The sequence below is a fragment of the Streptomyces sp. NPDC005423 genome (genome assembly GCF_040606415.1).
Lineage (GTDB): Bacteria > Actinomycetota > Actinomycetes > Streptomycetales > Streptomycetaceae > Streptomyces.
The window spans coordinates 430,652-450,209 of the sequence record NZ_JBEXET010000002.1 but is presented as its reverse complement, the minus strand read 5'-3'; the positions used below and the strand labels follow the sequence as shown (position 1 = coordinate 450,209).

General features: G+C 72.3%; 18 protein-coding genes, 1 tRNA gene and 1 pseudogene. 14 read left to right on the top strand and 6 right to left on the bottom strand.

The genetic code is table 11. The features are described 5' to 3' along the window. Nucleotides 1–46: 46 nt before the first annotated feature. The 4 genes from ABZT12_RS05855 to ABZT12_RS05840 all read left to right on the top strand — a co-directional run bounded on the left by ABZT12_RS05855 (nucleotide 47) and on the right by ABZT12_RS05840 (nucleotide 2,757). The gene (locus tag ABZT12_RS05855; protein WP_356377836.1) at nucleotides 47–544 is read left to right on the top strand and encodes a DUF5949 family protein; all 498 of its coding nucleotides are present in this window, start codon (nucleotides 47–49) and stop codon (nucleotides 542–544) included. 189 nt (nucleotides 545–733) lie between these two features. Continuing rightward, the gene (locus ABZT12_RS05850) at nucleotides 734–1,252 is read left to right on the top strand and encodes a hypothetical protein (RefSeq protein WP_356377833.1); all 519 of its coding nucleotides are present in this window, start codon (nucleotides 734–736) and stop codon (nucleotides 1,250–1,252) included. 145 nt (nucleotides 1,253–1,397) lie between these two features. Beyond that, nucleotides 1,398–1,907 carry a tyrosinase family oxidase copper chaperone gene (locus ABZT12_RS05845; protein ID WP_356377830.1) on the top strand — a complete coding sequence of 170 codons (510 nt, stop codon included), beginning with the start codon at nucleotides 1,398–1,400 and terminating at the stop codon, nucleotides 1,905–1,907. Continuing rightward, on the top strand, nucleotides 1,891–2,757 hold the full coding sequence (locus ABZT12_RS05840) for a tyrosinase family protein (protein ID WP_356377827.1): 867 nt from the start codon (nucleotides 1,891–1,893) through the stop codon (nucleotides 2,755–2,757). The genes ABZT12_RS05845 and ABZT12_RS05840 overlap by 17 nt, the downstream gene beginning before the upstream one ends. Nucleotides 2,758–2,855: 98 nt before the next feature. Here the strand turns inward: ABZT12_RS05840 and ABZT12_RS05835 are convergent, their stop codons facing one another. Further along, nucleotides 2,856–3,170 (bottom strand): chaplin, encoded by a 315-nt coding sequence (locus ABZT12_RS05835; protein WP_356377824.1) that lies wholly within the window; start codon nucleotides 3,168–3,170, stop codon nucleotides 2,856–2,858. Between the two features lie 293 nt (nucleotides 3,171–3,463). On the opposite strand from ABZT12_RS05835, the pseudogene ABZT12_RS05830 reads away from it, so the two are divergent. Continuing rightward, nucleotides 3,464–4,004 (top strand): annotated as a pseudogene (locus ABZT12_RS05830) (DUF2087 domain-containing protein). 10 nt (nucleotides 4,005–4,014) lie between these two features. Here the strand turns inward: ABZT12_RS05830 and ABZT12_RS05825 are convergent. Together ABZT12_RS05825 and ABZT12_RS05820 are read right to left on the bottom strand one after the other, a co-directional pair. Then, nucleotides 4,015–4,974, bottom strand: a complete 960-nt coding sequence (locus ABZT12_RS05825) for a D-2-hydroxyacid dehydrogenase family protein (RefSeq protein WP_356377821.1) — start codon at nucleotides 4,972–4,974, stop codon at nucleotides 4,015–4,017. 365 nt (nucleotides 4,975–5,339) lie between these two features. Then, the gene (locus ABZT12_RS05820; RefSeq protein WP_356377818.1) at nucleotides 5,340–6,209 is read right to left on the bottom strand and encodes an SDR family NAD(P)-dependent oxidoreductase; all 870 of its coding nucleotides are present in this window, start codon (nucleotides 6,207–6,209) and stop codon (nucleotides 5,340–5,342) included. An 87-nt stretch (nucleotides 6,210–6,296) separates the two neighbouring features. On the opposite strand from ABZT12_RS05820, the gene ABZT12_RS05815 reads away from it, so the two are divergent. Beyond that, nucleotides 6,297–6,965, top strand: coding sequence for a TetR/AcrR family transcriptional regulator (locus ABZT12_RS05815; RefSeq protein WP_356377815.1), 669 nt, complete (start codon nucleotides 6,297–6,299; stop codon nucleotides 6,963–6,965). A gap of 292 nt (nucleotides 6,966–7,257) precedes the next feature. Here ABZT12_RS05815 and ABZT12_RS05810 read toward each other — a convergent pair. Beyond that, a tRNA-Arg gene (locus tag ABZT12_RS05810) sits at nucleotides 7,258–7,330 on the bottom strand. A 335-nt stretch (nucleotides 7,331–7,665) separates the two neighbouring features. Between ABZT12_RS05810 and ABZT12_RS05805 the strand changes: the two genes are divergently transcribed. From ABZT12_RS05805 to ABZT12_RS05790, 4 genes are all read left to right on the top strand, one after another. Further along, nucleotides 7,666–9,273, top strand: a complete 1,608-nt coding sequence (locus ABZT12_RS05805) for a dynamin family protein (protein ID WP_356377812.1) — start codon at nucleotides 7,666–7,668, stop codon at nucleotides 9,271–9,273. A 3-nt stretch (nucleotides 9,274–9,276) separates the two neighbouring features. Then, complete coding sequence (locus tag ABZT12_RS05800; RefSeq protein ID WP_356377809.1) at nucleotides 9,277–11,556, top strand: YfjP family GTPase; 2,280 nt, start codon at nucleotides 9,277–9,279, stop codon at nucleotides 11,554–11,556. A 240-nt stretch (nucleotides 11,557–11,796) separates the two neighbouring features. Next, nucleotides 11,797–12,261, top strand: a complete 465-nt coding sequence (locus tag ABZT12_RS05795; protein WP_356377806.1) for a single-stranded DNA-binding protein — start codon at nucleotides 11,797–11,799, stop codon at nucleotides 12,259–12,261. A gap of 346 nt (nucleotides 12,262–12,607) precedes the next feature. Next, entirely contained in the window at nucleotides 12,608–14,011 is a 1,404-nt protein-coding gene (locus ABZT12_RS05790) for a thioester domain-containing protein (protein WP_356377803.1), read from the top strand. Nucleotides 14,012–14,053: 42 nt separating this feature from the next. Here ABZT12_RS05790 and ABZT12_RS05785 read toward each other — a convergent pair whose 3' ends face one another. After that, nucleotides 14,054–14,788: a ferritin-like domain-containing protein gene (locus ABZT12_RS05785; RefSeq protein ID WP_356377800.1), complete on the bottom strand. Its 735-nt coding sequence runs from the start codon at nucleotides 14,786–14,788 to the stop codon at nucleotides 14,054–14,056. 345 nt (nucleotides 14,789–15,133) lie between these two features. Here ABZT12_RS05785 and ettA point away from each other — a divergent pair, with 345 nt between their 5' ends. From ettA to ABZT12_RS05770, 3 genes are read left to right on the top strand one after another with little or no spacing between them, the layout of a single operon-like run. Further along, nucleotides 15,134–16,798, top strand: coding sequence for an energy-dependent translational throttle protein EttA (gene ettA, locus ABZT12_RS05780; RefSeq protein ID WP_356377797.1), 1,665 nt, complete (start codon nucleotides 15,134–15,136; stop codon nucleotides 16,796–16,798). Between the two features lie 6 nt (nucleotides 16,799–16,804). After that, the gene (locus tag ABZT12_RS05775; RefSeq protein WP_356377794.1) at nucleotides 16,805–17,218 is read left to right on the top strand and encodes a thioesterase family protein; all 414 of its coding nucleotides are present in this window, start codon (nucleotides 16,805–16,807) and stop codon (nucleotides 17,216–17,218) included. After that, entirely contained in the window at nucleotides 17,215–17,883 is a 669-nt protein-coding gene (locus tag ABZT12_RS05770; protein ID WP_356377791.1) for a hypothetical protein, read from the top strand. The genes ABZT12_RS05775 and ABZT12_RS05770 overlap by 4 nt, the downstream gene beginning before the upstream one ends. Before the next feature lie 145 nt (nucleotides 17,884–18,028). On the opposite strand, the gene ABZT12_RS05765 is transcribed toward ABZT12_RS05770, so the two are convergent. Beyond that, nucleotides 18,029–18,442: a globin gene (locus ABZT12_RS05765; RefSeq protein ID WP_356377788.1), complete on the bottom strand. Its 414-nt coding sequence runs from the start codon at nucleotides 18,440–18,442 to the stop codon at nucleotides 18,029–18,031. A 123-nt stretch (nucleotides 18,443–18,565) separates the two neighbouring features. Between ABZT12_RS05765 and ABZT12_RS05760 the strand changes: the two genes are divergently transcribed. Then, nucleotides 18,566–19,549 carry a methyltransferase domain-containing protein gene (locus ABZT12_RS05760; RefSeq protein ID WP_356377785.1) on the top strand — a complete coding sequence of 328 codons (984 nt, stop codon included), beginning with the start codon at nucleotides 18,566–18,568 and terminating at the stop codon, nucleotides 19,547–19,549. The last annotated feature ends 9 nt before the right edge of the window (nucleotides 19,550–19,558 follow it).

Sequence of the window (19,558 nt, the reverse complement as noted above, 5' to 3'; positions counted from 1 at the left end):
TGATAACGCGGCGGGCGGCCTTCCAGCCCGTCGATAGGGTCGCGCGGTGACCTCAACCTCAAGCGACTCCCGCCCGTTCCGCGCCGCCGACCTCGGCACTCTCGTCGTCGTGGCCTGGAGCGGCGAGGCCCCCGACGGGGACATGCCCTACCTCCTCGCCTACACCCTCGGGGACGCAGCCGACGGCCCCGAGGCCTCCGCCGCCGCCGTCGCGCGGCTCCTCGCCGACAACGGCCTGCCCGTCGGCGGCGACCTCGTCGACGGCGCCTCCAGGCCCAGCCTGCCGCTCAGCCTGCTCGTCGAGGCGGGCACGGCCGTCGTCAACATGCCGTACCTGAACGCCCAGTGCGCCCCGCCCCCGGAGTGGCTCGCGGCGGTCGGCGAACGCGGTTACGCCTACTTCGTGTTCACCACCCGCCCCTGGCCCGAGGCCGAGCCGGGCAAACCCCTCGCACCGGAGGCGCTGGCCGCGTTCGCCGGCGCCGACGAGACTTTGAACTTCGCCGCGCACGTCGTCCTCCCGGCCCGCAGCCTGCGCGGTTGACCCGCACGGGGGGCGGCCGGACCGCCGTACCGCACGGGCCGTCGTACCCGAAAAGGCCGGCCTCTGGATAAGACTTCCGGACAAGCCGACTACTGCGGCGGCCGGGGGAATCTCGCGCTGATGCCCTGACCGGAATCGTTACCCGGTACGCACGCTCAGCCCCGCATCCCCGAAAGGCACCGTACAGAGATGAAGTCGAGCACCCGAGGAACCCTCGCCGCCGTGATCACCTGTGTGGCGGCGGCCGCCGGAGCCGCCACCGCGACGCCCGCCGCCGCGCTCGGCGCGGTCCCGGTCCCCGTACCGCTGGAAGGCGTGGAGAACTCCCTCCACGTCGGGCTGCCCAAGCTCGGCGCGGAGCTTCCGGTGCCGATGGCGGGCGCCCCCGAGGGGCCGCGGTATGCCGAGGGCCGGCTGCTCCCGGAGCGGGTACTGCCCCAACTGCCCGTCGACGGCGGCCTGCCCGGCGTCCACCTGCGCGCTCCGCTGCCGCACGTCCTCGGCGACGGCTTCGACCACGCGGGCGTCGACACGCCCGCCTCCGACCTGCGGACGCTCGCCCCGGGCCTCTCTCTGGACGCCCCGCTGACCGCGCCCGAGGCCGACACCCTCGGCCTGCCGGTTCCCGGGCTGCCGCGGGCGGGTCTGCTCGCCCCGGCCCTGCGGACGACGCCGGGCGCGAACCTCGCCGCCGGCCCGGGCCGGTAGGACGCGGGGTCGTTCGGTTTCCGGCGGGACCCGGGCCCGACCGGCCGCGGCGGACATGTGTTCATCCCACGGGCCGCGGACGGTGACCCCGCGGCCCGCCGGACGGTTACCGCTACGGACAACCGAACCGGACGAGGAGTGGGCGATGAACGTGAGTGTCGGCGGGGTACCGGTGGACGCACTGTCAGGAAACCCGGCGAGACCGGGGACGGGGCGCAGGACCCGACGGGACGTCCTGCGCGGCCTGTTCGGCGCCGCGGCGGCTCTCGTGCCCGCGGTCGCGGCCTCCCGGTCCCCGCAGACCGGCGCGGAGCGGGCCGGCGGCAGCGGCGCGGGCCCGGGCGCCGGCTCGGGCTTCGAGGAGAACTACCGGGGCCGGCGCCTGCACGGCGTGCTGACGTCGCCCGGCGCGCGCACCGCCAAGGCGGGCACCTGGCAGGTCACCGTCGACGGCCGGCCGCTCCATCTGATGCGCCGCGCCGACGGCACCTGGCTGAGCATGGTCGACCACTACCGCTCGTACCCGACCCCGCTGGCCGCCGCCCGCGCCGCCGTCGACGAACTGGGCCCCCGCCGCCAACTGCGCACGGCCGACCCGGTCGCCTCCGGCGGGGGACACCCGCACATGGGGGGAGACCATGGCGTACACGCGTAAGGACGCGAGCACCCTGACCGCCGGCGAGAAGCGGCGGTTCGTCAACGCGCTGCTGGCGCTCAAACGGCGCGGCGAGTACGACGAGTTCGTACGGACGCACATCGAGTACTTCGTCCCCGACGGCGAGGACGGACTGCGTACGGCCCACATGGCGCCCTCCTTCCTGCCCTGGCACCGCAGGTTCCTGCTGGACCTGGAGCGGGCGCTGCGCAGGGTGGACTCGTCGGTGACCGTGCCGTACTGGGACTGGACGAAGGACCGGACGCGGACCTCCGCCCCCTGGGGCAGGGACCTGCTCGGCGGTGACGGGCGGCGCTCCGACCACCGGGTGACGACGGGACCGTTCGCCCACGCGACGGGCAACTGGACGCTGAGGGAAGGCATCACCGACGAGGAGTACCTCACCCGGGACCTCGGCCACGCCGCCGCCCCGCTCACCCTGCCCACCAGGCACGACCTGGATGTCGCGCTCAGGGACCCGGTCTACGACACGGCGCCCTGGGACTCCACGTCCAGGAGGGGCTTCCGCAACCGGCTCGAAGGGTGGGGCGCCGGTTCGGGCCGCGCCTCCTGGCGCAACCACAACCGGGTGCACCGCTGGGTCGGCGGCTCGATGGTCGGCGGCGCCTCCGTCAACGATCCCGTGTTCTGGCTCCACCACGCCTTCATCGACCTGCTGTGGACCCGCTGGCAGGACCGGCACCGCGGCGCCCGCTACCTGCCCGCGCGGCCACCGGGACCGGCCGACGAGCAGCGGGACCGGATCGTCGCCCGGCACGAGCGGCTGCCGCCGTGGGATGTGACGCCGGACCAGTTGGAGGACGTGCGCGGGATCTACCGGTACGCGTGACCGGTTCCGCGTGACCGCCCGGTCCGCGCCCGGTCACGGGGAGAGCCCCGGCGCTCGAGGTGCCGGGGCTCTGCCGTGTCGTGGGTGCTTGCGAACGGTCAGCGACCGTTGCCGTAGCCCTGGTTGTGCTCGGAGCGGTCGTGACCCTTGTCGCTCTTGTCGTGGTGGTGGGTGCTCTGGTTGATGCAGGTGTTGCCGAAGGCCGGGTTGAGCAGGCCGATCACGTTGATGGTGTTCCCGCACACGTTGACCGGGATGTGGACCGGGACCTGCACGACGTTGCCCGACAGGACGCCGGGGGAACCGATGGCAGCCGCCTGGGCGCCCGCGTCAGCCATGGCCAGACCAGCGCCACCGAGCGCCACGGCGCCCGTGCCGAGGACGACGACGGCCGCCTTCGCGATGCGAGACATTACGTTCTCCTTTGATTGGGTGAGTGGGGCCGCGTGACCCGCGACCGCACTTCCCGTTCAACGCCCAGGCGCATTGCGGGTAACGGCGCTTCCTTGGGTTCGTCCATGGAAAATTCCGGTACGGAAATTCCGATGCCCGCCGGAGAAGGCTCAACCAGCCTCCGCCCATGACTCCCGAAACGGACCCGGAAACGGACCCGCCCGACCCCGCGCCCGCCCTCGCAGCCACCCACACGGGCGCGGGCACGGACGCCGGCACGGCGGGCACGGACGTCGGAACCGACGGTGGCGGACTGGTCCGGCTGTTCGCCGAGGAGAGCCGGGTGCGGGCCTTCGCGGCGGTGGTGCTGGGGGCGAAGACCTCCGAACAGGTCGCCGAGGCTGCGGCGCTGACTTCCCGTCAGGCAGCTGTGGCGTTGCGCCGGCTGGCGGAGCAGGGCGTGGTGACGAGCGGGGTCGACGGTGAACTGAGCGTCCAGTACGGCCTGTTCAAGCGGCTCGCCCGGCGGGGGCGGCCACCGGCCACGTCGTCCACGCTCACCGGGGACGAACAGACCGACATGATCCTGCGCACCTTCGTCCGCGACGGACGGCTGGTCCGGCTGCCCGTGCCGTGGACCCGCAAGAAGGTGGTGCTGCGGCACATCTCCGAGCGGACCTTCGAGACCGGCGTCGAGTACCCGGGGCGGACCGTCAAACGAGAAGCTGCGGGCCTGGTGCGAGGACGGGGACGTCGACCATGTGACGCTCCGGCGCTACCTGGTGGACCTGCACCACCTGCGCCGGAGCGCGGGAATCTACCGGCGCCCTGCCGAACCCGCCGCCGGCGCCTGAGCCACCGCTTTCACGGCAGCCGCCGTACGGGGGAACCGGCCAGGTACGCCCGGATGTTCTCGACGGCCTCGCCGTAGTACGTCGCGAGGTTGGCGCGCGAGACATAGCCGAGGTGGGGGGTGGCCAGCAGTCGCGGGGCGGTGCGCATGGGGTGGTCGGCGGGCAGTGGTTCGAGGTCGAAGACGTCCACGCCCGCGCCCGCGAAGCGGCCCTCGTGCAGAGCGGCGAGCAGGGCGTCCTGGTCGACGATGGCCGCGCGCGAGGTGTTGACCAGATACGCGGTCGGCTTGAGCAGGGCGAGTTCGGGGGCGCCGAGGAGTCCCCGGGTGCGGTCGCCGAGAGCGAGGTGGACCGAGACGAAGTCGCTCTGGGCGAGGAGTTCCTCCTTGGAGGCGGCGAGTTCCACGCCCACCTCGCCCGCGCGCTCGGCGCTGAGGTTCTGGCTCCAGGCGCTGACCCGCATGCCGAAGGCGAGCCCGATCCCGGCGACCCGCCCGCCGATCTTGCCGAGCCCGAGGAGACCGAGCCGGCGGCCGTACAGGTCCGCACCGACCGTCCTCTGCCAACGGCCGCCCGTGCGCAGCGAGTTGCTTTCCTCTACGATCCCCCGGGCCAGAGCGAGCAGCAGCGCCCATGTCAACTCGACGGGCGGGGCCGCCGAACTGGCCGTACCGCAGACGGTGACGCCGTGCGCCTCGGCGGCCGGATAGTCGATGACGCTGTTGCGCATCCCGGAGGCGACGAGCAGCCGCAGCCGGGGCAGCCGGGCGAGCAACGTGCCTGGAAAGGCGACGCGTTCGCGTAGGGTGACGATGATGTCGAAGCCGGTGAGGGCCTCGGCCAGCGCGTCCTCCCCGTCGAAGTGCCGGTCGAAGAAGGCGACTTCCACGTCGTCCGCGACCGCGCCCCAGTCGGCGGCCTCGACCGCCGCCCCCTGGAAGTCGTCCAGTACGGCACAGCGCAGACGCATGCGGGTCTCCCCTTCGACAGAGTGGGCCGGTCAGACCCCGGCGGCGCGGATCACCGTACAACCCTGCCCCGGCCTGGCACGTCTCAGCTCGTGTCAGAGTCCGGCCCCGGCCGGTTCTCTGCATCTTTCCGCCGCGCGCCCCTGGCAGCTCGCCGCCTCCTCCGCCCCCGCCGTGGGCAGGTCCCCCTTCACCGCGCCCGCCACCGCCACGGGCCGGCACGCCGTACGCGCTGGCGGTGACCTTCTCAAAAAGGTCGTCACCGTGGAGGGCTGCAAGGGGAGCGTCGACATTCACCCCAAGTACGACCTCCACGACACCGACGCCAGCACCGTGACGGTACGTCCGCACCGCACCGGTGGCCGCGTCACTGGGGGCGGAGCTGTGCGCGGGGCCCCTGTCGGCCCCCGGTGTCCTTCGGGTAGTGGCGGCGGAGGTTGGCGGCGCTGACGCGGTCGAGCACGCGGTCGGACAGGATCCTGCTCAGGCGGACGAGCACGGTGGCATCGCGGCCGGCGGTGTAGCGGGTGCGCGGCCGGCGGGCCGTCACAGCCTCCGCGACGACCTGGGCGGCGGCGTCGGCGGTCAGGCCCGCCGCGGTGCCCGAGGCCATCAGCGTGTTGATCGCCTGCACCAGGTCGCCGTAACGCTCGTCCTGCTCCGGCGTCATCCCGGCGGCCAGGCGGTTCGCCGTCTCGATGCCGCGGCCGGCCATCTCCGTGCGGACGCCGCCGGGCTGGACCACGACCACCTGTACGCCCAGCGGCGCGACCTCCCGGCGGAGCGAGTCGCTGACCGCCTCCAGGGCGAACTTCGCGCCGGCGTACGCGCCGTAGGTCGGCATGGCGATCCTGCCGCCGATCGAGCTGATGTTGATCACGCGCCCCCTGCCGCGCAGCAGCGCGGGCAGGAGCGCCTGGGTGACGGCGATGTGACCGAACAGGTTGATCTCGAAGACCCGCCGCCACTCCGCCATCGGCAGGACCTCGACCGGGGCGTTCACCTGGACGCCCGCGTTGTTGACGAGCGCGTGCAGCGCCCGCGGGTCGTCGGCGATCCGGGCCGCGAGCGCCTCCACCTGCGTGGGCTCGGTGATGTCGAGGATGACCGGCTCGATGCCGGCCGACCGGATGGCGTCGGCGTCCCGGTCGCGTCGTACGCCGGCCAGGACGTGGAAGCCGCGGCGGGCCAGTTCACGGGCGGCTGCCGCGCCCAGGCCGGTGGAGGCCCCGGTCACGACGATGAGTTTCTGAGTTTCAGATGACGTTGTCACCTTGCCTACGCTACCGGTTCAGATGACACTGTCAACTGTATGATGGGCGCCATGGTCACCCGTGCCGAGTCCGCCGCCCTCACCCGCCGCGCCCTGCTCGACGCCGCCGCCGAGCTCCTCGACCTCGGCGGCCCCGAAGCGGTCACCGTGCGGGAGGTGGGCGCGCGGGCGGGCGTCACCCGGGGAGCGCCGTACCGCCACTTCGCGGACAAGGACAGCCTGCTGACCGCCGTCGCGGCCGAGAACTGGGAACGGATCGGCGACCAGGTGCACGCCCTGCGGACCGACCCCGCCCTGGCGGACTCGGAGAGACTGCGCCGCGCCCTCCGCGCCCTGGTCCGCGTCGGTCAGGACCAGCCGCACCTGTACCAACTCCTGTTCCGGCGGCGCGGACCCGGCCCCGGGCAACGCGGTGAGGGGTTCGACCGGGTCCGGCGTCAACTCTGCGGACCGGCGGGCGACCCGGCCGCCGCCGACCGCGCGGCCGGACGCTTCCAGGACGAGTTCCTGGCCGTCGTCACCCCCCTCGTGGGCGAACAGAACGCGGGTCGCTACGGCGCCCTGCTGCTGGCCGGCGCCCACGGCATCGCCGGCATGGAGTTCAGCGGCCACCTCGCCCCGGACACGTGGCACACCACGGCCGACGAACTGGTCGACACCTTGGTCCGCGTGGTCGAGGACGGGGAGCGGCGCACGGGCCGAGCGGCGGCCGGCCGCTGAGCCACACCCACGCCGCCACCGCCACCGGCGCGAACGGATCCGTGCCGCGCGAAGCGGACAGCAGGTCAACTCCGCGCTGTCAAGGGTGAGTTGTGGGGAGGCCGCCTCCCGGGAGCGGGATGCCGGCCCCGCGATTTCCGGCCGAACTCCGCAACGGGCGCCGCGCGACACGTCGCGGATCGCGGAGGGCGTCGGGGGCACTCCGCGGTACGGCGTGCGGCGCGCAGTCGGAGAGAGGGCACTCGTAGGCCACACGGCCCATCTGCCTGCGGAAACGCGGAGTGCGGAGCTGCGCCCCCGGCAGGACTCGAACCTGCGGCCAAGCGCTTAGAAGGCGCCTGCTCTATCCACTGAGCTACGGGGGCCGGGTGTGTTGGCCTCGGTCGTGGTGGCCGGATGCGGGCCAATCCGTGACGTTGCCGGGGACAAGGATAGGGCTCCCGGGTCCTCGTCCCTGTTGCTTGACCTCCGTGGCTCAATGTGGAGGTTCGGTGAAGCGGTCCTGATAATCGCAGGCAGGTACGAATAGTGCATCGCTTTTGGTGCCCGACGCACCGGGTGTTGTGCACTCGTTATGCCTGGACTGCGCCCATGCCCCAGTCATCCCTTCCGTCCGATGTGCTCTGTCGGCACGCAGACATGCCTATATGCCCATGCCTATATGCTTCAGAATTCCCTCAAAATTGGGCATTCTTCGCATGTGGTGACCTTGGACGTACGGCCCCAGCTGCTCGACGCACTCTCCGCCCTGCGCGACCGTGTCGCCGCCGCACGCTTCCCGCTTCCCCTGGCGGGGGCGCCACGCGCGCGTGCCAACCGCGACGAACTGCTCGCCCAGCTCGACGACTACCTGGTGCCCCGGCTGAGACAACCCGAAGCGCCGTTGCTGGCCGTCGTGGGCGGCTCGACCGGAGCCGGGAAGTCGACCCTCGTCAACTCCCTCGTGGGGCGGCGGGTCAGCGAGGCGGGAGTGCTGCGGCCGACCACCCGGACCCCTGTCCTGGTGTGCCATCCGGAGGACCATCACTGGTTCAGCGGGATGCGCGTGCTGCCCGACCTCACGCGCGTGTGGCTGCCCCCGCAGGACCCCGCCGACGACCTCCTGGTGCCCGGCGAGGACGACCTGCGCGTCCTGCGGGTGGAGACCGCCGAGACCCTCCCGCGCGGCGTCGCCCTCCTCGACGCCCCCGACATCGACTCGCTGCTGGCCGACAACCGGATCCTCGCCGCCCAACTCATCTGCGCCGCCGACATCTGGGTCATGGTGACCACGGCCGCCCGTTACGCCGATGCCGTGCCGTGGCATCTGCTCCGTACCGCCAAAGAGCACAAGGCCACCCTGGTCACCGTTCTCGACCGGGTGCCCCACCAGGTGGTGTCCGAGGTCTCCCGGCGGTACGGCGCGCTCCTCACCAAGGCCGGGCTCGGCGACGTACCCCGGTTCACGGTCCCCGAACTGCCCGAGTCGGCCTGGGGCGGCGGACTGCTGCCGGCCAGCGCTGTCGCGCCGCTGCGCAACTGGCTCGTGCACCAGGCCCAGGACCCGGCGGCCCGGCAGGACACGATGGCCCGCACCGCCTACGGCGTCCTCGACTCCCTCACCTCCCGGATGCCCGAACTGGCCGGCGCCGCCGCGGCCCAGTACGCGGCGGCCCTGCGGCTCACCGCCGCCGTCGACGGGGCGTACGACAGCGAGCACGCGCGCGTGCGGGGGCGGTTGCAGGCCGGTGCCGTGCTCGCCGGGGACGCCCTGAAACGCTGGCGCGCCTTCCCGCTCGACTGCACCGCCGGCGAACTGCTCGACGCCCTCGCCGAAAGCCTCGCCGCGCTCCTGCTCTGTGCCGTCACGGCCGCCGACGAACGCGTCGACGAGGCCTGGCGCCGGGAGCCCGCGGCGGGCGCCCCCGGCCTCACCCACCGCGATCCCGCGCTGGAGAGCGCGGAACACCGCATCGGGATGGCCGTACGGCGGTGGCGGCGCGAGCTGGAGGAGTACGCCGAGGAGGAGGTACGCGCCCTCGACCGGAGCGTCGCGCCCGATCCCGAGATGGTCGCCGCGCTGGCCGCCACCGTCCTGCTGGGCGGTCGCCGGTCCCGCTCCGCCGGCGAGGGCATCGCCGAACGGCTCGGCGCGCACGGCGCCCTGCGCCTGCGCGACCGGGGCGGACGACTGCTCAACGACCACCTGGACCGGGTCATGCACACCGAGCGCGAGCGTCGGCTCGCCCCGCTCGACGCGCTCGACGTGCACCCCGAACCCCAGGCCGAACTCATCGCCGCGCTGTCCGTACTGCAGAAGGAGAGGTGACCGGTGACCGCCGTCACTGACCAGGACCACACGGAACAAGCCGATCACTCCGACCCATCGGATCACCCAGACCAATCCCGGCACATCGCTTTCTCCGGCCACTCCGACCGTCCCCAGCAAGCCGGTTACTCCGACCCCCCTGACCGTGTCGACCACTCCGGGGACGGGGTTTCGAAGGACGAGGTGTGCAGGGACGGAGTCGGTGAGGACGTGGACTCCAAGGGCGAGGACGGCAAGGACGTGTCTGTCGAGGACGAGCACGCCGAGGACGCGTACGCCGAAAAAGGGTCCCCCCGGGAGGACGTCGCCGGACAGGCCGTGGCCGTCCCGGTGCGCGCGCATCAAGAGAAGGAGCCCGCCGCCGACAGCGCCCCGGAGCGGGACGATCACGATCCCCACGCCGACCACGCGGACGCCCACGCGCGCGTGCGGGACGCCGACTCCTCCTCGGGCCGTACGGACCGACCAGGCCGCCGTTCCGGCCGCAAGGACCGCTCGGACGGCGACGATCCCTCCGGTCCCTCCGGTCCCTCCGGTCCCTCCGGTCACTCCGGTCACTCCGACCGTACGGAGTCCTCGGACGCCTGGGACGACGGGCTGATCGCGCGGCGGGTGAACGAGAGCACCGGGGCGGAGCAGCCTCCCGTCGTCGTGGAGACCCGGAAGTTCGTACAGGCCGCCCCGGCACCCCTGGCCTACGACGGGCCCCTGCGGTCGCGCCTGGACGCGCTGCGTGAACTGGTGGGCCTCTCCAGGACCCGGCTCGACAGCGGGACCCTCTCGGAGGCCGCCCGGGTGCTCGACGAGGCGGCCGCCCGCCGGCGGCTCTCCGGGGAGCACACCGTCGTCGCCGTCGCCGGCGCCACCGGCAGCGGAAAGTCGCAGCTGTTCAACGCGCTTGCCGGCGTGGCCATTTCGGAGACGGGCGTACGACGCCCCACCACCTCCGCGCCCATCGCGTGCAGCTGGAGTGACGGTGCGGCGACCCTCATCGACCGGCTCGGCATTCCGGGACGGCTGCGCCGGCGCCCCCTGCAGAGCGCCGAGGCGGAGGCACAGCTGCGCGGGCTCGTCCTGATCGACCTGCCCGACCACGACTCGGCCGCCGTACAGCACCGCGAACAGGTGGACCGGGTACTGGCGCTCGTCGACGCGGTCATCTGGGTCGTGGACCCGGAGAAGTACGCCGACGCGATCCTGCATGAGCGTTACCTGCGGCCCATGGCGGGTCACGCCGAGGTCATGTTCGTCGTCCTCAACCAGATCGACCGGCTGCCCGGGGACGCCGCCGACCAGGTCCTCGACGATCTGCGGCGGCTCCTGGACGAGGACGGGATCGCCCTGGGGGAGTACGGCGAACCCGGTGCGAGCGTGCTCGCCCTGTCCGCGCTCACCGGTGACGGCATCGCCGAACTGCGCGAGATGCTCGGCCAGTTCGTCGCCGAGCGCGGGGCCGCCGCCCGCCGGATCGCCGCCGATGTGAACGCCGCCGCACGGCAACTGCGGCCCGTCTACGCCACCGGCCGGCGCACCGGACTCAGCGAGGAGGCCCGGGACGAGTTCGCCGCCCGGCTCGCGGACGCGGTGGGCGCCACCGCGGCGGGCGAGGCGGCCGAACGCGCCTGGCTGCGCAACGCCAACAAGGCCTGCGGCACCCCCTGGTTGCGGCTGTGGCGCTGGTACAACGAGCGGCGCGAGCCTCCCACCGGCCGGCTGCCCCTGCGCGCGCAGCCGGACGAGGAGGCCACCGCCCGCCAACGCGTCGAACAGGCGGTACGGACGGTGGCCGACCGCGCCTCGACCGGACTGCCGGCGCCCTGGGCGCAGGCGGTGCGCGAGGCGGCCGTACGTGGCGCGCAGGGGCTGCCCGAGGCGCTGGACGGGCTGGCTGCGCACGCCGGACTGCCCTCGGGCCGGCCGCCGCGCCCCGGCTGGTGGCCGGCGGCCGTGCTGGCCCAGGCGTCCATGACGATCCTCCAAGTCATCGGCGGGGCATGGCTGTTGGGCCAGATCACCGGCTTCATGGCGCCGAACCTCGGGGTGCCGGTGCTGCTGATGGTGGCCGGCATCATCGGCGGTCCTCTCGTCGAGTGGAGCTGCCGGATGGCGGCGCGCGGACCCGCCCGCAGATACGGCCACGACGCGGAACGCGGGTTGCGCGAGGCGGCCTCCGGCTGCGGTCGGGCACGGGTATTGGACCCGGTGGCGGCGGAGTTGCTGCGGTACCGGGAGGTGCGGGAGCAGTACGCCAGGGTCAGGGGGGCGGGGGTCGCCGCCGGGTGAACCGGTGGCGGGCAAACCGGTGGACGGGCGGGCCGGGGGACGGGTGACCGGTGGCCAGTGACCGGTTGGCGGTCGGGCGCGGTTCGCTCGTCCGGGTGCCTAAGTTCTCCACAGGTGGGCGTTGGTGCACAGCGCGCGGCGGGCTCGGCCCGGCCGAGGCAGTCTGGCCTCGGTCGTACGGGACGGGCCCGTACGCGTTTCCGCCCGGTGCTTGGTGCACGGGTGAGGGAGGGGTCTGCGATGAACGAGACGATGGTCTGTGTGGTGGGGAACGTGGCGACGCCACCGGCGTACCGGGAGCTGGCGGCGGGGCCGTCGGCGCGGTTCCGGTTGGCGGTGACCTCGCGTTACTGGGACCGGGAGAAGAGCACCTGGGCGGACGGGCACACCAACTTCTTCACGGTGTGGGCCAACCGGCAGCTCGCCGCGAACGCCGCCGCCTCGCTGTCGGTCGGCGACCCCGTCGTCGTACAGGGACGGTTGAAGGTACGGACGGAAGCGCGCGAGGGACAGCAGAGTCGGGCCTCGGCGGACATCGACGCGGTGGCGATCGGCCATGACCTCAGCCGAGGCACCTCCGCCTTCCGGCGGGCCGGCAAACCGGAGTCGGCGTCCTCGCCACCGCGCCCCGAGCCGGATTGGGAGACACCGGCCGACGACACGGCCCCGCACCTGGAACAGGCGGAGCCCGTGGCCGCCATGTGACTCGGTCGCTCCGACGCGACGCGACGCGGCTCCACTCGACTCAACTGGGTTGGCCGCGCGCCTACTTGGCGCATCCTGGCCGGTGGCCGGGGAATGTGGGCAGTCGGGCTGATCGCGGCTTATCGGCGCATGCGCTCCATGTGATCCCGTGCGTGTGCCGATGAGCCGTTGGTCGTGGGCGATCTTGGCGATAACGATTCCGAGTCGGATCGGTTATCCGATGACCTCTCAGGGAAGAGCGGCGCGCGCGGGTACCTAGGATGCCGGGCATAGCTGTCGGGGCTTCAGTTTCAGCCGGTGGGACCGTTCCCCCCACTTCAACGGGTCTTGCTCGAAAGGGAATTCCGTGGTTTCTGCGTTCTCAGCGCTGTCCGTACGCGGGCGAGGGGCGGCCCGCCTCGCCGCCGCGACGCTGGTGTCCGGATTCGTCGCCGTGAGCCTGCTGGCCGGCGCCGGCCCCGCCGCCGCCGACGAGGCCCCGCAGGTCCAGGGCGGGGCGACGGCGACCATAGGCGGCCTCAAGACGTACGGCGAGGCCGTGATCCACCAGAAGAGCGGTGACGCGCAGGTGTCGGCGGGACTCTTCGAGATGTCGGTGGACGGCGGCGGGATGCTGCAGACGTACTGCGTCGATCTGCACAACCCCACCCAGCGGGACGCCAAGTACCACGAGACCGCCTGGAGCGGCACCTCGTTGGGCGCCAACAAGAGCGCGGGGAAGATCCGTTGGATACTCCAGAACTCCTACCCGCAGGTCAACGACCTCGCGACGCTCGCCGCGAAGGCGGGGGCCCGGGGCCTGACCGAGCAGGACGCGGCGGCCGGCACCCAGGTGGCGATCTGGCGCTACTCGGACGGGGCAGACGTGGACGCGGTCGACCCGCAGGCCGAGAAGCTCGCGGACTATCTGCTGAAGAACGCGCGTGACACGGCGGAGCCGTCGGCCTCGCTCACCCTCGACCCGCCCGCGGTCTCCGGGCGTCCCGGTGAGCGGCTCGGACCGGTGACCGTGCACACCAACGCGAGCGGGGTCACCGTGACCCCGCCGGCGGACGCGGCCACGAGCGGGGTGCGGATCGTCGACAAGAACGGCAAGGCGGTCACCTCCGCGGCCGACGGCGGACAGGTGTTCTTCGAGGTGCCCAAGGACGCGCCTGCCGGGTCGGCCGGGCTGACCGTGCAGGCCTCGACCACCGTGCCCGTCGGCCGCGCCTTCACCTCCGAAAGCCGCAGCCAGACCCAGATCCTCGCCGGTTCCAGCGAGTCGACGGTCTCCGCGACCGCGAGCGCGGACTGGGCGGACGACGGCGCGATACCGGCGCTGTCCGCCCGCCAGGACTGCGCCCGGAGCGGACTGGACATCGCGGTGGCCAACAAGGGCGACGAGCCGTACCCCTTCGCGCTGATGGGGGTCGAACGGAGCATCGCCGCGCACACGTCGGAGACGGTGACGATCCCGTTCCAGGAGGACCAGGCGTACGACTTCACGCTCACGGCGCCGAACGGCTCCGAGAAGAGGTTCGCGGGGGTGCTCGACTGCCGGACCCAGGGTGACGCGGGCGGTGACACGACCCAGCTCCTCAGCGAACCGAGCCCCGCGACGGTCGGCGGCACCGCAACCGACACCAACCTCGCCGACACCGGTGGCTCTGCCATCACCCCGATGATCATGGTCGTCGCCATCGGCCTGGTCGCGATCGGCGCCACCGCCCTGGTACTGCTCCGCGACCGCAAGCCCAACCAGGGCTGAGCGAGACCGACTTGGGGGCGTGGCCACCGGTCGGACCGGGTGTCAGGGGCCGCTCGTCCACGCGTCCGGCCGGGGTGCCGACACCGCGGCGACCACCGCGCCGGCCGACGCCACGACATCGGCCACCAAACGCAGCCGTCCGAGGCCGAGTTGGCGTAGGGCGGGGCCGTGGTCGGCCGCGACGACGAGAGTGACCGCGAGCAGCAGGAGTCGCCACAGCGTCATCACCGGGCGGCGGCACGGGCGGGGCAGCTCGGCCAGGGAGGCGTGCAGCCGCTCGCAGTGGAACGGGACGTGGCGCTCCTCGTCGGACAGGATCCGGGCAGCCACCTCCGAGGTGAGCGGGTCGGGGGTGCCGTCGCGCACGGCCCGGTAGTAGCGCAGGGCCACCACCTCGGCGATCGTCAGGACCAGCAGCTCCATGCGCAGGCCCATGAGGCGCCGTAGCCGGACGAAGACCGTGTCGCTCCAGTGGCCGTTCAGCGTCGGCATGCCGCCCGCGGCCAGCAGCCGGGCGAGGAGACGGGCGTGGTTCTGCTCCTCGGCGACGAAGAGCCGGACCGCCCGCGCGTAGTCGGGGTCACCGGCGGCGTCCGCCTTGCCGACCAGGTTCGCCCCGTCACCGTCCTCCCCGACCTGGAACCGCTGGAGACTCGCCCACACCGCCGGATGAAGCACCGCACCTCGCCCCCACCCGGGATCCGCCAGCGCGCCCCGCCGCTCCCGTTCCTCCTCGAACCGCCGCACCCACTTGGCGAATCCGTCCCCCGCCTCCACCCGGCCTCCCCTCCTCGGAACACGACCACCGCGTCCTGGAGGGGGAGGACGCGCAGGAGCACCGAACCGTTCCCCCGCGCCACATCCGTCCCGGGCCACGCCACCCGGCTCAGTGGAACCGCCCTCCCACCGATCAGCCATCGGAGCCGGACATGTCACGAACCGCAGACCAAGGCCACAGGCCGTACCGCGTTACGCAGCCGACGGCAGACGTGCCGTAGTCGTCAACCCCGAAACCCCAGGTCAGCGGGGTCCGACCAAACGGGTTACCACCCAAGCCTGGACCTCAGGCAAGATGGGGTGTATCTGCCCACTGCCAGATTTCAAGCTGCCGGACGGTTTCTCTTGGCTGAGTTCATTTACACCATGCGCAAGGCGCGCAAGGCGCACGGCGACAAGGTGATCCTCGACGACGTCACCCTGAGCTTCCTCCCGGGTGCGAAGATCGGCGTCGTCGGCCCGAACGGCGCCGGTAAGTCCACCGTCCTCAAGATCATGGCCGGGCTGGAGCAGCCGTCGAACGGTGACGCGTTCCTGTCTCCCGGTTACACCGTCGGCATCCTGCTCCAGGAGCCGCCGCTGAGCGAGGGGAAGACCGTCCTGGAGAACGTCCAGGAGGGCGTCTCCGAGATCAAGGGCAAGCTCGACCGCTTCAACGAGATCGCCGAGCTGATGGCGACCGACTACTCGGACGCGCTGCTCGACGAGATGGGCAAGCTCCAGGAGGACCTGGACCACTCCAACGCCTGGGACCTCGACGCCCAGCTGGAGCAGGCCATGGACGCGCTGGGCTGCCCGCCCGGCGACTGGCCCGTCGCCAACCTCTCCGGTGGTGAGAAGCGCCGGGTCGCGCTCTGCAAGCTCCTGCTGGAGGCGCCCGACCTGCTGCTCCTCGACGAGCCCACCAACCACCTCGACGCCGAGTCGGTGAACTGGCTGGAGCAGCACCTCGCCAAGTACGAGGGCACCGTCGTGGCCGTCACCCACGACCGGTACTTCCTGGACAACGTGGCCGGCTGGATCTGCGAGGTCGACCGCGGCCGTCTGCACGGCTACGAGGGCAACTACTCCAAGTACCTGGAGACCAAGGCCACCCGCCTCAAGGTCGAGGGTGCGAAGGACGCCAAGCGGCAGAAGCGTCTGAAGGAGGAGCTCGACTGGGTGCGGTCCAACGCCAAGGGGCGCCAGGCCAAGTCCAAGGCGCGCCTCGCGCGGTACGAGGAGATGGCCGCCGAGGCCGACAAGATGCGGAAGCTGGACTTCGAGGAGATCCAGATCCCGCCGGGCCCGCGCCTCGGCAGTGTCGTCGTCGAGGTCAACAACCTCGGCAAGGCCTTCGGTGACAAGGTCCTCATCGACGACCTCTCCTTCACGCTCCCGCGCAACGGCATCGTCGGCGTGATCGGCCCGAACGGCGCAGGCAAGACGACCCTGTTCAAGATGATCCAGGGCCTGGAGGAGCCGGACTCCGGTTCCATCAAGGTCGGTGAGACCGTCAAGATCAGCTACGTCGACCAGAGCCGCGAGAACATCGACCCCAAGAAGACGCTGTGGGCCGTCGTCTCCGACGAGCTCGACTACATCAACGTCGGCCAGGTCGAGATGCCCTCGCGGGCCTATGTCTCCGCGTTCGGCTTCAAGGGCCCCGACCAGCAGAAGCCGGCCGGCGTCCTCTCCGGCGGTGAGCGCAACCGCCTCAACCTCGCGCTCACCCTCAAGCAGGGCGGCAACCTGCTGCTCCTCGACGAACCGACCAACGACCTCGACGTCGAGACCCTGTCGAGCCTGGAGAACGCGCTGCTGGAGTTCCCCGGCTGCGCCGTGGTCGTCTCCCACGACCGGTGGTTCCTGGACCGGGTCGCCACCCACATCCTCGCCTACGAGGGCGAGTCCAAGTGGTTCTGGTTCGAGGGCAACTTCGACTCGTACGAGAAGAACAAGGTCGAGCGGCTCGGCCCGGACGCGGGGCGCCCGCACCGCGCGACCTACAAGAAGCTGACCCGGGGCTGATCGATCTTGCGGCACATCTACCGCTGCCCGCTGCGCTGGGCGGACATGGACGCGTACGGCCACGTCAACAACGTGGTCTTCCTCCGGTACCTGGAGGAAGCCCGTATCGACTTCCTGCACCGCCCGGAGAAGGAGTTCAAGCAGGGGTCCGTGGTGGCACGCCATGAGATCGACTACAAACGGCAGTTGGTCCACCGGCACACGCCGGTCGACGTCGAGCTGTGGGTCACGGAGATCAGGGCGGCGTCCTTCACCATCACCTACGAGGTGAAGGACGGCGACCAGGTCTACGTCCGGGCCTGCACGGTGGTCGTGCCGTTCGACTTCGCGGCCCAGCGCCCGCGCCGGATCACCGCCGAGGAGCGCGAGTTCCTGGAGGAGTACCGGGACGACGCCGAGGAGGAGGCCGTCGCCGCATGACGGTCCTCCATCTCGCCGACGAGGGGGAGGCGGCGGACCTCGCGGCCTTCCTCTCGCGGCTGCTCCACTACGACCGTGGCGCGGCGGTCCGGCTCCAGGCGGCGGGCACGGCGCTCGCCGTCTTCGGACGCCCGCCCTCCTTCGAGGTGCTCGCCATCCGCGCGGTGCGCCTCGCCAAGCCGTACGAGAACGGCCTCGACGCCACGCTCGATGTGACCGTCTCCGCCGGGGAGTTGCTGGAAACGCTGGACGAGAGGGCGGCGACGGCCGCGGTACCGGCCGCTGTGACCGGACCCTCGTGGGCCGGCGTGCTGCCGCCCCGTGGCGGCTGGTCGCCGGAGGCCGGCCTGCCGGGGTTCGACGCCCTGCGCGCGATGGTCTCCGCCGCCGTCGCCGAATTCCGTTCCCGTACGCAGGAGTTGACCCCCGAGGGCCGCACGCGCGCCGAACTCGACCGGATCGGCCGGGAGATCTGGTCCCGCACGGTCGCCGCCACCCCGCTCCCGGTCCGGGTCGTGCACGCGGCGCAGTCGTTCGGGTTTCTGCGCCCCGGCGGGGAGTCGGAGCTCTTCGCCTCGGGCGCGTGGCTGCGGTTGCGCACCCCCTACGGTTCGATCGCCGTACGCAGGGCGGGACTTGGCTCTCTGGCCGTCAGCGTGCGCTGACACCGGCCGCGACTGCCGGCCGTCCGACCCCACCCAACTGCCGTCGCTGTACGCCGATATGGTGGCCGGCCACCCCCGACCTCGCGTGACCTGAAGGTGACCTGCAGTGGGCAGCCTTCGACCCGTCGTGTTCAGCCCGTCGTGTTCAGCCGGTCGTGTTCACCATCGAGGCGGCGGCGTACGTCAGGTAGTTCCAGAGCGTCTGCTCGTGCTCCTCGGAGAGGCCGAGTTCGTCGACGGCGACCCGCATGTGCTTCAGCCAGGCGTCGTGGGCGGCGCGGTCGACGGTGAAGGGAGCGTGCCGCATCCGCAGCCGGGGGTGGCCGCGGTTGTCGCTGTACGTCGTCGGGCCGCCCCAGTACTGGATCAGGAAGAGCGTCAGCCGCTCCTCGGCCGGGCCCAGGTCCTCCTCCGGGTACATCGGCTTCAGCAGCGGGTCCTCGGCGACACCCGCGTAGAAGCGGTGGACGAGGCGGCGGAAGGTTTCCTCCCCGCCGACCTGCTCGTAGAAGGTCTGCTCCTGAAGCGTGCCGCGCCGAATCTCTTTCACGTCCCCCATGGTCTCAGACCGGGTGGCCCAGGACTCAAGGCTTAGGACCCTTCCGGCCGGTCACGGTCCGGCGGAGCCGCCGGGGCTGCCGGGCCGCTCGCCGGGTGGGCCGTCGCGCGGGACAGTGGAGCCATGGGCGGGCACGCTTCCGGCAGGGAACCAGACGGTCTCGCCGCCTCGGCGCGGGCGGCGCTGGTGCGCGAGATCGACGCGAGCGGGGCGTGGGACGCGGACCCCCGCTGGCGGGAGGCGTTCGAGGCGGTGCCGCGGCAGCTGTTCGTGCCGTACTACTACGTCGGTCTTCCGGGCGGCGGCCACGAGCGGCTGTGGGGCCAGAGCCCCGACCCGCGGGAGTGCGAGCGCTGGCTGCTCGGGGTCTACACCGACATCCCGCTGGCCACCCGGCTGCGCGACGGCGAACTGCTCTCCTCCAGCAGCCAGCCTTCGCTGATGGCGCGGATGCTTGCGGAACTGCGGCCCGCGGACGGCGACCGGGTGCTGGAGATCGGCGCGGGCACCGGATACAACGCGGCCCTGCTCGCCCACCGGCTCGGCGACGGCCGGGTCACCACCGTCGACCTGGACCCGGAGATCACCGAGTCCGCGCGCCGGCACCTCGCCGAGGCCGGGTACCGCCCGGCCGTCGTCACCGGCGACGGAGCTCGCGGCGTCCCCGGCAACGCCCCCTACGACCGGATCATCGCGACCTGCGCCCTGTCGACGGTCCCGTCCGCCTGGCTCGCCCAGTGCCGTGCGGGCGCCCGCATCCTCGCCCCGCTCGCCACCGGCCTGATCGCGCTGACCGTGCGGGACGCGCGGCACGGCGAGGGCAGGTTCCTGCACACGCCCGCCTACTTCGTGCCGTCCCGCGGCGGCAGCAGACCCGAGCCGGAGACCGGCCGCCTCGGCACCCTGCCCCGGAGCACCGGCGATCACGAACTCTTCCGCTTCCTGCTCGCGCTCACCGCGACGGCCCTCGGCCCACAGGAGGCGTACACGGTGTGGGAGCGCGAGCACCGGCCCGCACGGGAGCGCTTCGGCGTGACGGTCGCCGCCGGGCGCACCTGGGCGTGGCTGGACGACCCGGAGGGGCCGTACGTCTGGCCCCTCCCGTGACGCGTCGGG